Source organism: Finegoldia magna ATCC 29328 (assembly GCF_000010185.1).
Lineage (GTDB): Bacteria > Bacillota > Clostridia > Tissierellales > Peptoniphilaceae > Finegoldia > Finegoldia magna_H.
This window is the reverse complement of the sequence record NC_010376.1, coordinates 1,435,026-1,448,742: the sequence shown is the minus strand read 5'-3', so window position 1 is coordinate 1,448,742 and position 13,717 is coordinate 1,435,026. Positions and strand designations below refer to the sequence as shown.

8 protein-coding genes, 3 rRNA genes and 1 pseudogene are annotated in these 13,717 nt (G+C 37.3%); 9 read left to right on the top strand and 3 right to left on the bottom strand.

Going from position 1 to position 13,717, the window contains the following annotated elements; translation table 11 throughout:
• Positions 1-2: 2 nt before the first annotated feature.
• Positions 3-710, top strand: a complete 708-nt coding sequence (locus tag FMG_RS06980) for a pseudouridine synthase (protein ID WP_012290990.1) — start codon at positions 3-5, stop codon at positions 708-710.
• Between the two features lie 40 nt (positions 711-750).
• Here the strand turns inward: FMG_RS06980 and FMG_RS06975 are convergent, their stop codons facing one another.
• Positions 751-1,392 carry a dihydroxyacetone kinase subunit L gene (locus tag FMG_RS06975; protein ID WP_012290989.1) on the bottom strand — a complete coding sequence of 214 codons (642 nt, stop codon included), beginning with the start codon at positions 1,390-1,392 and terminating at the stop codon, positions 751-753.
• Between the two features lie 353 nt (positions 1,393-1,745).
• Between FMG_RS06975 and FMG_RS06970 the strand changes: the two genes are divergently transcribed.
• The 3 genes from FMG_RS06970 to rrf all read left to right on the top strand — a co-directional run bounded on the left by FMG_RS06970 (position 1,746) and on the right by rrf (position 6,545).
• Positions 1,746-3,267: ribosomal RNA gene (locus FMG_RS06970) — 16S ribosomal RNA — on the top strand.
• 118 nt (positions 3,268-3,385) lie between these two features.
• Positions 3,386-6,387, top strand: a 23S ribosomal RNA gene (locus FMG_RS06965).
• Between the two features lie 41 nt (positions 6,388-6,428).
• Positions 6,429-6,545, top strand: a 5S ribosomal RNA gene (gene rrf / locus FMG_RS06960).
• Together the 16S, 23S and 5S rRNA genes form the textbook arrangement of a ribosomal RNA operon.
• 1,068 nt (positions 6,546-7,613) lie before the next feature.
• On the opposite strand, the gene FMG_RS06955 is transcribed toward rrf, so the two are convergent.
• The gene (locus FMG_RS06955; RefSeq protein WP_041250614.1) at positions 7,614-8,219 is read right to left on the bottom strand and encodes a hypothetical protein; all 606 of its coding nucleotides are present in this window, start codon (positions 8,217-8,219) and stop codon (positions 7,614-7,616) included.
• A 196-nt stretch (positions 8,220-8,415) separates the two neighbouring features.
• Here FMG_RS06955 and FMG_RS06950 point away from each other — a divergent pair, with 196 nt between their 5' ends.
• The 5 genes and pseudogenes from FMG_RS06950 (at position 8,416) to FMG_RS09595 (ending at position 12,165) form a co-directional block, all read left to right on the top strand.
• Positions 8,416-10,341, top strand: coding sequence for an OPT family oligopeptide transporter (locus FMG_RS06950; protein WP_012290987.1), 1,926 nt, complete (start codon positions 8,416-8,418; stop codon positions 10,339-10,341).
• A complete protein-coding gene (locus tag FMG_RS06945) occupies positions 10,328-10,672 on the top strand; it encodes a PqqD family protein (RefSeq protein WP_012290986.1) in 345 nt (114 codons plus the stop codon). Before FMG_RS06950 ends, FMG_RS06945 begins: the two co-directional genes overlap by 14 nt.
• Before the next feature lie 583 nt (positions 10,673-11,255).
• Positions 11,256-11,525, top strand: coding sequence for a DUF3847 domain-containing protein (locus FMG_RS06935; RefSeq protein ID WP_012290985.1), 270 nt, complete (start codon positions 11,256-11,258; stop codon positions 11,523-11,525).
• Between the two features lie 128 nt (positions 11,526-11,653).
• Positions 11,654-11,818: pseudogene (locus FMG_RS09865) on the top strand (helix-turn-helix transcriptional regulator); the annotation flags it as partial.
• A gap of 143 nt (positions 11,819-11,961) precedes the next feature.
• Positions 11,962-12,165 (top strand): hypothetical protein, encoded by a 204-nt coding sequence (locus tag FMG_RS09595; RefSeq protein ID WP_080503394.1) that lies wholly within the window; start codon positions 11,962-11,964, stop codon positions 12,163-12,165.
• 764 nt (positions 12,166-12,929) lie between these two features.
• Here the strand turns inward: FMG_RS09595 and FMG_RS06925 are convergent.
• A complete protein-coding gene (locus FMG_RS06925) occupies positions 12,930-13,619 on the bottom strand; it encodes a DUF554 domain-containing protein (protein ID WP_002840074.1) in 690 nt (229 codons plus the stop codon).
• Positions 13,620-13,717 lie beyond the last annotated feature (98 nt).

The following is a 13,717-nucleotide window of genomic DNA, read 5'->3' as shown; positions in this document are numbered from 1 at the left end:
ATATGAGATTAGATAGAATGCTTAGCGAGATGAAAATCGCGACGAGAAAAGAGATAAAACAAATGGTGAAGAAGGGGATTATCACGGTTAATGATGTGACAGTGAAGAAGTCCTCTGAGCATATAGATGAAAACAACGATGTGGTGAAAATCTACGATGAGGTCATTGAGTACAGGAAGTTTTTGTATTTTGTTATGAACAAGAGAAAGGGTGTTACGAGTCATTCGAAAGATCCTATGCACAAGACAGTGATTGACGATATGGGGGAATTGTGCGTGTTTGACTTGAACCCAGTGGGAAGATTGGATTTGGATACGACAGGTCTTTTGATTATAACAAACGACGGAAAATTTGCGCACAATTTGATTTCTCCGAAAAAAGACGTATCCAAGAAGTACAAGGTCACTTTGAGAGATAAGGTCGATGAGAAATACAACGACACTTTCGAAAAAGGAATCAAGTTGATGCCGGAAGATATCGTAACGAAACCTGCGAAGATGGAAATTATCGACGATTACAATTGCTACCTTACTATAAAAGAAGGCAAATATCACCAAGTAAAAAGAATGTTCGAAAAAGTTGGCAATGAAGTTGTTGAACTACAAAGAGTTCAGATAGGTGATTTCAAATTACCGGAGGATTTGGAAGAGGGAGACTTCAGAGAACTTACTGATGAAGAACTAAGAATCCTTGGATTAGAAGAAGAATAAACAAAAAATCTCAATTTAACGTAAAAGTTGAATTGAGATTTTATTTTGTGCGCCTCTTTTTGAGGACGTATTTGTATAATGTGTCGAAAAACAAAAACAACGAATAAGCACCAGGGTCGATAACACCAACAGAATAAATTGCATTGTGACGTGCTTTTCCTTTATTTGCAGCCATATTAGCTGTATTATCGCAGGCCAACTTGCAGTCTACACTTATTTTCTTCATTAATCTGATAGTATTTTCGTTTTTATTTTCTTCAAAGCTTTTTTCTGCAGCGTAAATGCAGTCTAGTATTGTCTTATCGTTTAATTTACAATTTCCAACAAGTTTCACAGATTCTGTCGTTATTTTCAAAATCTGTCCAAACATATCACGCTCGATAACATCTACATCTGTAAGATATTCTGAAACCTTATCACATACATAAGAGTAGATAGGGGATGTTGCGCCTTTTACTTTGTATGTAAATAGAAATGATAGATTACTGAATTGAGTTGATAGGTTTTCTGATTTGAAATCGGGAAAAGTAGTAAAAAGTTCCCTAAATCCATTATTAAGGTTAGAACCGTGGTCTCTGTTGCTCAAATTCACATCGAGCTTATTCAAAAGTGAACAATTTACCATTAAACATTCCTGATACATCGTGAAAACTCTGTAAATATCATGATTTGTAAATCCCATAATAGCTCCTTTCTTACTTAATATTATACATTATTACAGAAAATTTTAAAAAAATTTCAAAAAACACTTGACAAGTATGATTTAGGAGCGTATACTGTAATAGTTGTCTGAAAGAGACGTAACAAAAACTTGATTAAGTTTACAAGAATTTAAAAAAGTTTTAAAAAAGTCTTGACAAGCTAAAAAAAGTATAGTATACTTTAATAGTTGTCACTTGAGGCAACGAAATAATTTAACAAAGAACCTTAATAAATTAAATAAAGTAAATACTTTGAGAGAAGTACAAACCAAACAATAATTCGGTGAGAATAAAAAAGCAAAAGTCAGCTGAAAAGCTAGCTTCAAACAAACATTAAATTGAGAGTTTGATCCTGGCTCAGGACGAACGCTGGCGGCGTGCTTAACACATGCAAGTCGAACGGGATTTAGTAGACAGAAACCTCGGTGGAAGATTACTAATGAGAGTGGCGAACGGGTGAGTAACGCGTGAGCAACCTGCCTATGACAGTGGGATAGCCTCGGGAAACCGGGATTAATACCGCATAAAATCGTAGAAACACATGTTTCAACGGTCAAAGATTTATCGGTCATAGATGGGCTCGCGTCTGATTAGCTAGTTGGTGAGATAACAGCCCACCAAGGCGACGATCAGTAGCCGGTCTGAGAGGATGAACGGCCACATTGGAACTGAGACACGGTCCAAACTCCTACGGGAGGCAGCAGTGGGGAATATTGCACAATGGGGGAAACCCTGATGCAGCGACGCCGCGTGAACGAAGAAGGTATTCGTATCGTAAAGTTCTGTCCTATGGGAAGATAATGACAGTACCATAGAAGAAAGCTCCGGCTAAATACGTGCCAGCAGCCGCGGTAATACGTATGGAGCGAGCGTTGTCCGGAATTATTGGGCGTAAAGGGTACGCAGGCGGTTTAATAAGTCGAATGTTAAAGATCGGGGCTCAACCCCGTAAAGCATTGGAAACTGATAAACTTGAGTAGTGGAGAGGAAAGTGGAATTCCTAGTGTAGTGGTGAAATACGTAGATATTAGGAGGAATACCAGTAGCGAAGGCGACTTTCTGGACACAAACTGACGCTGAGGTACGAAAGCGTGGGGAGCAAACAGGATTAGATACCCTGGTAGTCCACGCCGTAAACGATGAATGCTAGGTGTTGGGGGTCAAACCTCGGTGCCGAAGTTAACACATTAAGCATTCCGCCTGGGGAGTACGCACGCAAGTGTGAAACTCAAAGGAATTGACGGGGACCCGCACAAGCAGCGGAGCATGTGGTTTAATTCGATGCAACGCGAAGAACCTTACCAGGGCTTGACATGTGGGTGAAAGGTATAGAGATATACCCCTCTCTTTATGAGACATCCATACAGGTGGTGCATGGTTGTCGTCAGCTCGTGTCGTGAGATGTTGGGTTAAGTCCCGCAACGAGCGCAACCCCTATACTTAGTTACCAGCGAGTAATGTCGGGGACTCTAAGTAGACTGCCGATGACAAATCGGAGGAAGGTGGGGATGACGTCAAATCATCATGCCCTTTATGTCCTGGGCTACACACGTGCTACAATGGTTGGTACAGAGGGCAGCTATATAGTGATATAATGCAAAACTCGAAAGCCAATCCCAGTTCGGATTGTAGGCTGCAACTCGCCTACATGAAGTCGGAGTTGCTAGTAATCGCGGATCAGAATGTCGCGGTGAATGCGTTCCCGGGTCTTGTACACACCGCCCGTCACACCATGGGAGTTGATAATACCCGAAGCCTGTGACCTAATTGAGGAGCAGTCGAAGGTAGGATTGATGACTGGGGTGAAGTCGTAACAAGGTAGCCGTATCGGAAGGTGCGGCTGGATCACCTCCTTTCTAAGGAGTGCTAACTCAACAAGTATTTACTTTAAGGTTCATTAAATTATGAACTTTTAGTTTTTATTAACTGAAGTTTGCACAGAACATTGAAAATCGAATAACAGTATATATTTCCGGTCAAGAAACTAAGGGCGCAAGGCGGATGCCTTGGCACCAGGAGGCGACGAAGGACGTGACAAGCAACGAAAACCTCGAGTAGGAGCAAATATCCAGTGACTCGGGGGAATCCGAATGGGGAAACCTACTAGACACACTCTAGTATCCATACGTAAATACATAGCGTATGGAAGCGAATGTTCTGAACTGAAACATCTAAGTAGGAACAAGAAAAGAAAGAAAACTCGATTCTCCAAGTAGCGGCGAGCGAACAGAGAACAGCCCATTAAAGTAAGACTAAACTGATAGACAAATCTTATGGAAAGAAGAACCAAAGAAAGTAACAGTCTTGTAGTCGAAATCAGAATAGAGACACTTTAAGAAGAGTACCACGGAGCACGTGAAATTCTGTGGGAAGATAGGGGGACCACCCCCTAAGGCTAAATACTACCTGGTGACCGATAGCGAATAGTACCGTGAGGGAAAGGTGAAAAGAACCCCGGGAGGGGAGTGAAATAGAACCTGAAACCTTGCGCCTACAAGCAGACAGAGGAAGAAGACTTCTAATGTCGTACTTTTTGTAGAACGGGCCAGCGAGTTACGATACGTAGCAAGATTAAACATTTAAGATGTGAAGTCGTAGGGAAACCGAGTCTTAATAGGGCAAAAGTTGCGTGTTGTAGACCCGAAACCGGGTGATCTATCCATGGGCAGAGTGAAGGTAAAGTAAAATTTACTGGAGGCTCGAACCGGGTAGCGTTTAAAAGCTATCGGATGACCTGTGGATAGGGGTGAAAAGCCAATCGAACTCGGATATAGCTGGTTCTCCTCGAAATAGCTTTAGGGCTAGCCTTGTTTTAGATTACAGGAGGTAGAGCACTGAATAGTCTAGGGGAAGTAATTCTACCGAAACTTATCAAACTCCGAATGCCTGAAAATCGATGAACAGGAGTCAGACCATGAGGGATAAGCTTCATAGTCAAAAGGGAAACAGCCCAGACCACCAGTTAAGGTCCCAAAATACAGATTAAGTGGGAAAGGATGTAATACTACTCAGACAACCAGGATGTTGGCTCAGAAGCAGCCATACATTTAAAGAGTGCGTAATAGCTCACTGGTCAAGTGGTAATGCGCCGAAGATGAACGGGGCTAAATCTGATACCGAAACTGTGGGATAGAAAAGCAATTATGCGAGAAGTATGGTTAAGATCAGGAAATATATCAACTAGTAAAGTAAGAGAGAAAGACATAAAACAAAATTTGTGAAAACACAAAGCGTAAAACTATTAAACGATACAATTTCTAAAACACTTAACAACATACAACTGGCATAATAGCTTTTCTATCGGTAGAGGAGCGTTGTATATGAGAAGAAGCAAAAAGCGTAAGCAATTGTGGATTATATACAAGTGAGAATGCTGGCATGAGTAGCGAAAAGGGATGTGAGAATCATCCCCGTCGAAAGCCCAAGGATTCCTGAGCAAGGCTCGTCCTCTCAGGGTAAGTCGGGACCTAAGGCGAGGCCGAAAGGCGTAGTCGATGGACAACAGGTAGAAATTCCTGTACTACAAGATTGTGATTGAGAGAAGTACTGACGCAGAAGGAAAAGTCGAGCGTGCGAATGGTTGTGCACGTCCAAATAACAAGCCAGAATATACAGGCAAATCCGTATATTCGTCAACGTAAGTTATGATGGGGAGCAGAAAGATGCGAAGCGACAGATTCAAACTGCCAAGAAAAGGTGCTATCGAATAATCTTGTACCCGTACCGCAAACCGACACAGGTAGGCAAGAAGAGAATTCTAAGACGCGCGGAAGAACCTTTGTTAAGGAACTCGGCAAAATAATCCCGTAAGTTAGCGAGAAGGGATGCCTAAGAAATTAGGTCGCAGAGAATAGGCCCAAGCGACTGTTTACCAAAAACACAAGTATCTGCTAAATCGAAAGATGAAGTATAGGTGCTGACACCTGCCCGGTGCTGGAAGGTCAAGGGGACTTGTTAGAGCAATCGAAGCAACGAACTTAAGCCCCAGTAAACGGCGGCCGTAACTATAACGGTCCTAAGGTAGCGAAATTCCTTGTCGGGTAAGTTCCGACCCGCACGAAAGGTGTAACGATTTGGGCGCTGTCTCAACAAAGGATCCGGTGAAATTGTAGTAGTCGTGAAGATGCGACTTACCCACGGTAGGACGGAAAGACCCCGTGGAGCTTTACTGCAGGTTGACATTGAATTTTGGGATTAAATGTACAGGATAGGTGGGAGACGAAGAAGCAAGCTCGCCAGAGTTTGCAGAGTCACTGTTGGGATACCACCCTTTTAATTCTAAAGTTCTAACTAGTTACCATGAAGCTGGTAATAGGACACTGTCAGTCGGGCAGTTTGACTGGGGCGGTCGCCTCCAAAAAAGTAACGGAGGCGTTCAAAGGTTCGCTCAGAATGGTTGGAAATCATTCAAAGAGTACAAAGGCAAAAGCGAGCTTAACTGCGAGACATACAGGTCGAGCAGAGACGAAAGTCGGACTTAGTGATCCGGTGGTACCGAGTGGAAGGGCCATCGCTCAACGGATAAAAGCTACCCCGGGGATAACAGGCTTATCTCCCCCAAGAGTCCACATCGACGGGGAGGTTTGGCACCTCGATGTCGGCTCGTCTCATCCTGGAGCTGGAGTAGGTTCCAAGGGTTGGGCTGTTCGCCCATTAAAGAGGCACGCGAGCTGGGTTCAGAACGTCGTGAGACAGTTCGGTCCCTATCCACCGTGGGCGTGAGAAATTTGAGAGGATCTGTCCTTAGTACGAGAGGACCGGGATGGACAGACCGCTGGTGTACGAGTTGTACTGCCAAGTGCACAGCTCGGTAGCTACGTCTGGGAAGGATAAGTGCTGAAGGCATCTAAGCACGAAACCAACCTCGAGATAAGATTTCTATGAGATTACTTGAAGAAAACAAGATAGATAGGTCAGAGGTGTAAAGATAGTAATATCAAAGCTAACTGATACTAATAAATCGAAAACTTGACTGGAAATATATACTGTTATTGATTGGAAATGAAAAATGAATAAGTATGGTGATAAAAGCAAGAGGGATACACCTGTACCCATGCCGAACACAGAAGTTAAGCCTCTTAACGCCGATGGTACTACGATGGAAACGTCGTGGGAGAGTAGGTAGTCGCCAAACAATTAAGGTCTAACGTGATTTATCCGTTAGATCTTTTTTATTTTAACCAGAAGACCTACGAGCCCACTTGTGGGAGATCTAGACCTAACAGAAATCTATGATTTCGTAGTAGGTCTGATGCAACCAGTTGCCACGAATCTATGATTCGTAGGAACTGTCTGCTGTAGGTAGTCGCCAAACAATTAAGGTCTAACGTGATTTATCCGTTAGATCTTTTTTATTTTAACCAGAAGACCTACGAGCCCACTTGTGGGAGATCTAGACCTAACAGAAATCTATGATTTCGTAGTAGGTCTGATGCAACCAGTTGCCACGAATCTATGATTCGTAGGAACTGTCTGCTGTAGGTAGTCGCCAAACAATTAAGATCTAGTGATGACAATGTCCGCTAGGTCTTTTTTTGTGTTCTTTTAGCTATACTAATATAGAAAATGGTGTAAAGATTTCGCTAGACAATAGTCGCAAGAAGCACAAGGGTCAGAACCGTAGCAAACATCTCGCACGAATATCTAGACTACGAAAATAAATAAATTCTAAGCTTGTGAACCTAAAATCGCAAACTCGCTAACGCTCAAACAGTGCGATTTTTTAACGGTTCCCTTCGCTTGAATTTATGATTATTTTCTCCGTATGATATTCTTAGCTTCGATTGTTTGCTTGAAGGTTTCGCAAGATTTACAGTTGCAAGACACACAAAGCTCAAAAATCAGAGCAAACATCTTGCACGAATATCTAGACTACGAAAATAAATAAATTCTAAGCTTGTGAACCTAAAATCGCAAACTCGCTAACGCTCAAACAGTGCGATTTTTTAACGGTTCCCTTCGCTTGAATTTATGATTATTTTCTCCGTATGATATTCTTAGCTTCGATTGTTTGCTTGAAGGTTTCGAGGTGTTTAAAATTGCAGGACAAGGTTAGAAAATTGTTCTTAATAATTACTAGAATGGGATAAAGGACGTAGGAAAATAGATAGAAAATATTAAGTAAAATCACTAGACTTGGGGGAAAACAGAGAAATAAAAGGACAAAATGATAGCCACTAGATATCTAGTGGCTATGTGTTGATTATTTTGCTTTGATTACAAGTTGTTGGTTTGGTCTTTGTAATTTTGCGTTTATGTCTTGTGGTAAGTCGATTTTTGCTTCTTTACCTGCAGATTCAAGGTTTACTACATATTTGATTGCGTCGTGTTCTTCTTGTTCTTCAACTTGTGCTGCTTTTCCATTTACATTGATTTTTGGTGCTTGTAAATTCAAGATTGTTTTTGCTTTTTCTGATGATTTCAAATCTTCTGGGATTTGTACGATGAAGTTTAATGTTTTAGGCATTTGTGCTACTTCAAGTGCAGTTTCTTTTTCTAATTCTTGATCATCAGCTGTTAATTTGTATGCAATTGTGTTTGCTAATACTTTTTGTAATTGTTCGTTGCTCATTTGTGCTGTTAGGTCATTTACTAATACTTTTGAGCTGTAACCTTGTTCTTGTTCTTGAATTTTGGCGTTCAATTCTTTAATTTTGTTGTTAGCATCGTTTAGGTTTTCGAGTGCAAATTTCTTATCTGTTTCTACTTCTTTTAATTTGCTTTCTAATTCTGATCCTTTTTGGTTAGAGCATGATGCTAATACAACCATTGATAGTACCAATAATACTGTTAAAAATTTCTTTTTCATATTTTCCTCCAATTAATTTATTCCAACTCTTTTATTATACTCTTATTTTAAGAAAATTCCAATATTTTATAACGATTTTTTACAAAAATTGTTGTCATTAGTGACAGTTTATAATAATTATTATCATTGGAAAAATTGACTTAATTATGGTATAATAATCAACGTATATAATATATATAAAAAGGAGGGTATATTTATGAGTAACAATAATGACTTTAAGCCTTTTATTTCGGCCGATAAGGTTTTGCCAGAGCTTACACCGTTTTCTATTATTTTTGGTATTATTATGGCAATTGTATTTGGTGGAGCTAATGCATATTTAGGTCTTAGAGTTGGCTTGACAGTATCTGCATCAATTCCTGCTGCGGTTATTTCAATGGGAGTTATCAGATTGATTTTCAAGAGGGATTCTATTTTGGAGAATAACATCGTTCAAACTATAGGATCTGCAGGGGAATCAGTTGCTGCTGGTGCTATCTTTACAATGCCTGCATTATTTATTTGGATGAAGGAATGGAAACAACCAGCTCCATCACTAATCGAAATAGGAGTTATTACTCTTATTGGTGGTTTACTTGGGGTTTTATTCATGGTTCCATTGAGAAATGCTTTAATAGTTAAGGAACATGGGGTTATTCCATATCCAGAAGGAACTGCTTGTGCAGAAGTTTTATTAGCAGGTGAAGAAGGTGGATCCAAGGCTAAGCTTGTATTTAAGGGTTTAGGTTTGGCTGCTTTATATAAATTCTTTGCTGATGGTTTGAAATTATTCCCATCTTCATTGTCAAAAGAAATTACAGTTAAATCTTTCTCAGGTGCTGGTATCGGTATCGACCCACTTCCATCTTTGGTAGGTGTTGGTTATATTTGTGGTCCTAAGATTTCTGGATATATGCTAAGTGGTGCAACTTTAGGTTGGCTAGTTATTATGCCACTTATGAAATTATTCGGTGGGGACAACATCATCGGTTCTGCTGACAAGGCTATTTCTTTAATGACTGTAAAAGAAATTTGGGGTACTTATTTGAGATATATAGGAGCTGGTGCTGTAGCTACTGGTGGTATTATATCTTTAATCAAATCATTGCCACTTATTATCAGAACATTCAGAGATGCAATGAAAGACTACAAGGCTCAAGGTTTGGGTACAGATTCAGTTCTTCGTACTGAAAAAGATTTGAGCATGAAATTCATAGGAATAGCTATTCTAGCTATCGCAGTTGTAATGGCTGTTTTACCAATTATTCCAGTTGGACCTATTGGCTCAATAATTATCGTTATATTTGGTTTCTTCTTTGCAACAGTATCATCACGTTTGGTTGGTCTTATTGGATCTTCTAACAACCCAGTCTCTGGTATGACTATCGCTGCTTTATTGATAACTTCAATATTAATCAAAGCTATGGGAAATACTGGTCACGATGGTATGATGATGGCAATTTCAATCGGTACTGTAATTTGTGTTATCGCTGCTATTTCAGGGGATACTTCACAAGACTTAAAGACTGGTTTCTTGGTTGGAGCTACTCCATATAAACAACAAATTGGTGAATTAATCGGTGTTGGAGTATCTGCACTTGTAATCGGTGCTATCTTATGGTTATTAGATTCATCTTGGGGATATGGTTCAGAAGAACTTCCTGCACCACAAGGAATGTTGATGAAACTTATAATCGAAGGTGTAATGGGTGGATCGCTTCCTTGGGGATTAGTTTTCGCAGGAGCATTCATCGCTGTTGTTGTTGAAATTTTAGGAATTCCAGTATTGCCATTCGCAGTTGGTTTGTATTTACCAATTAACACTTCTTCTGCAATAATGACTGGTGGTTTGATTAGATTATTTATTGACAAGAGAAAAGTTAAAAATGAAGAACTTAGAAAAGAACAAGCAGAAAATGGTGTATTGTTTACATCTGGATTTATCGCAGGTGAAGGTGTTGTAGGTATTTTACTTGCTGCATTTGCTATAATTAAAATTGGCGACAAGACATTAGCAGATGTTCTTGATTTATCTTCAAAATTCAACATTGGTACAATTGGATCAATCATAGTATTCATATTGTTATTAGCAGTTTTAGTTAAAACTTGTATTAAGAATGTAAGTACTAATGAAAAGAAATAAAAATTTCCTAGAATTTATTCCTGAGGTCAATGACAAGATAGAGTTTTATGAGAAAAATGATCTTGTGTATTTGAAAAAGAAGCACAATCATATTTTTGATAAGATTGCTCAAAAGATGTTCTTCACTCCAAAAGAATCCAACATCAAGCTTGAAGGTTATGGCAGTGATGTTTTCAGGATGATTGACGGAAAAGCCAACATTATAGAGATTGGGAATAAATTAAAAGAAAAATACGGAGATGAGGTAGAACCTCTATACGAGAGACTATCCCAATTCATACAAATTTTATACAACAATGATATTGTTAAACTCAAAAAGAAGTCTGAATAAGGCTTCTTTTTTTATGCACAGAAAAGGTAAATGAACAAGACTTAATACAAGTTGATGTTGGATCATTTTGGTAGGATGTGCAGTTGTCGGTTGTATTGAACTTTTTGGTCTAGGAGTATATAATGGATATTAAGATACTAAGGATCAAAAAATAAACCGTTATAGATTGGAGGCGACTTTTTTATGAAATTTTTAAGAAAATTAATGGATTCTTATCCTACATATTATAAAATAGTAGGTATTCTTATACTTATGTTTCTTTTATATAAGTTTGGGTATTTAGTTGGCAAGTTTGTTGCAAATATCAATTTATAAACTGTGTACTGATTATTTTAGCTATTTAATTTATAAAAATAAGATTATAGTTAGAACATACCATCCAGATAGCAGAATAAGTAAAAAAGATTTATTTAAGAATATAGCCTTACCAATAAGAGATTTACTGAATAATAAATAGTAGAGATTTTAGTATGTGTTTTAAAGGCGAATACAAAAAATTAAATTTAATATTTAAGTCAAGAACAACCTAAAGACGGGGAGTATATCTTCATCGTCTTTTTTTATTACAAGAAATGAGTTTTATATGAAAAAATTAGAACAACTAAGACAAGAGTCAAAAGAAATAAAAGATAAAATAGAAGATACTGAAGAAAGATTAAGGCAACTAAAAAATCAAGAAAAGAAGATATTAAAACAATACATAATAAAAAGAAGAAAAGAAATAACTCATAGGCTAATAACAAGAGGAGCAATCTTAGAAAGCCTTATAGAAAATGATAAAAAGAAAATCGCTGTGAGATTCAAGGGAGGAACCTTATCAGGTGTAACCGACAAAACAGTCATTCAACATTAATTTAGAGACAAATAAAAATAATTATGGTAAACTTAAATTAACCAAAGGAAGAATGCAAAATAATGAGAAATAGAATCGAGGAATATAGAAAACATTTAGGTTAATCTTAGCATAGACTAGGTAAAAAGGTTGGAATATCAAGGACGAGTATAATCAAAATAGAAACCAGGAAAACAATTCCGAGTATTAAAACTGCTAACTATATAGAAAATGCTTTAGGAGTTTGTATGTATCAGGTTTTCGACTTGGACGGAGGAGAAACATATAAGTGTCATGACCATAATAGGTGTTAACAATTATATGATTACATTGTGTAAATGTGGGGTGAAATTTATGAACTATAATAATCCTCAGAGGTATAAAAACGGAGACTAATTACTTTTCAATAGACAGGTTTAGTAATTTATATGAATAAATCGAAAGGAAGGTAAGTAAAATGTTAAAGAAGATAAACATTGTTTATATTTGTAAATGCTGTTTGGGAGTAAGTTTTGCATTAATCACCATGTATATAATAAAAGAATGCGTATTTGGTAATTATAATCCTATAGTATTAGCTGCTAAGGCGTTGCCTCTATCAATAACATTAGTAGCTATATCAATTCTATTTTTCTCTATAGGATATGAAAATAGAAAATAGATAGTCTTCGTTGGAGATTGTACAAAATATGAGTTAGGGTGAATATAAAACACTGACTCTTTTTTTAGTATAACAGGCATGCCGACAGTCTGTTGTGAAAGTCCACTTAGGGAGTAGTTTACGACGAACATCATAGCAACTTGCAAGGCTATCACCGTGAGGTGATGAGAAAAATGGACACAAAAAAATAAGAGTCATTTTCCTTCTTCTGAAACAACTCTTATTTTCCAAGCACACTGTACTTAAACTGAGATTTTGGTTCGATCATTTCCTTATCCACTCCTTTATATTAATCTATCAGATAAACTTGCTTTTCAAGATATAACGAATCAATCTTTAAATCTTTAATTAACTAAAGTTTTCGATATTTAGGATAAAATTTTAATGTTTAAGTTTAAGTGTTAAAAATGTTCTGGTTTTATTTGTCTTCAAATAAAACTGGTAGTATTCCTGCGATTTTTGTTTATATATCCTTTTCATCGGAATCAATAAACTAAAGTAACAGTTGTGCTTTACAATTTAGATATCTTTTATTGTAGTATATATATACCCACTGAAAACATTTTTAAACACTTTTTTGAAGTTTTTTTGAAAAAAATTAAAAAATTTTTGGAAAAAATTGATTTTGTTTGAAATTTCTCAAAATGAGGTATAATAAAAAAAACACATGATTTAATCATGCGCATATAAGAAAGGAGTAAGGGGAGCCAACTCTGGAAAATTTTGAAGGCATGAGAGTTTTCCCCTCTAACTTGTTAACTAATTTAGATGTGAAGTAATTGTTTGATTATGAACCAAAATACTGGAATAAATAGTGCTGGAATGTAATCCATGATTTTGAATTTTTTGATTTCTAGCATATCTATACCAAGGAGAACTATCAATAGTGATCCAACTACTGAGATGTTTTCAATTACTTCTGGTACTAAGACTTTGCTTAGCGATGTTGATAATAAAAATATTAGGCTGTTCATCACAAGTCCGACAACTCCGGAAAGTGCAACTGCAAATCCGTATGTTGCTGAGAACAAAAATGTTGTGATTACATCTAATATTATTTTGAATTGCATTATGTCGGCTGATCCACTTAGTCCCAAATTTAATGGAGCAAGTATTGCCAATGATCCAATGTTTTGTAGCATTATTAATGCAATGGCGCCTCTCATAGACGAGCCAGACGATGCTGGAACTTTGTTTTGTAGGTATTCTACAAGGTGAGCTAATTTCTTGTCCAAATCAAGACCGTTACCTATTATAGCACCGATAACAAGTGAAATCAACATAAAAATAAAATTATTTGTCTTGACGCTTCCTTGTATTCCCATGATTAATATACAAACAGCTACAACGTCCATTATGCTTTTTATTAATTTTTTAGGCAGGAAAGATTTTAATAATCTTCCTAATAAAGCTGCAAGGGCAACTGCTCCAACATTTATTAATATGTATAACATCATATTCCTCCACGAATATAATAATATATTTTATTCAATTTGTAAAGGAATATTTTTATTAATTAACAATGTAATAGTTCAAAGTGATAAAAATATGT

Coding starts and splice junctions, on each gene's coding strand:
- FMG_RS06980 (WP_012290990.1), top strand. CDS start 3: ATGAGATTAGATAGAATGCTTAGCGAGATGAAAATCGCGACGAGAAAA.
- FMG_RS06975 (WP_012290989.1), bottom strand. CDS start 1,392: ATGGGATTTACAAATCATGATATTTACAGAGTTTTCACGATGTATCAG.
- FMG_RS09595 (WP_080503394.1), top strand. CDS start 11,962: ATGTTAAAGAAGATAAACATTGTTTATATTTGTAAATGCTGTTTGGGA.
- FMG_RS06955 (WP_041250614.1), bottom strand. CDS start 8,219: ATGAAAAAGAAATTTTTAACAGTATTATTGGTACTATCAATGGTTGTA.
- FMG_RS06945 (WP_012290986.1), top strand. CDS start 10,328: ATGAAAAGAAATAAAAATTTCCTAGAATTTATTCCTGAGGTCAATGAC.
- FMG_RS06935 (WP_012290985.1), top strand. CDS start 11,256: ATGAAAAAATTAGAACAACTAAGACAAGAGTCAAAAGAAATAAAAGAT.
- FMG_RS06925 (WP_002840074.1), bottom strand. CDS start 13,619: ATGTTATACATATTAATAAATGTTGGAGCAGTTGCCCTTGCAGCTTTA.
- FMG_RS06950 (WP_012290987.1), top strand. CDS start 8,416: ATGAGTAACAATAATGACTTTAAGCCTTTTATTTCGGCCGATAAGGTT.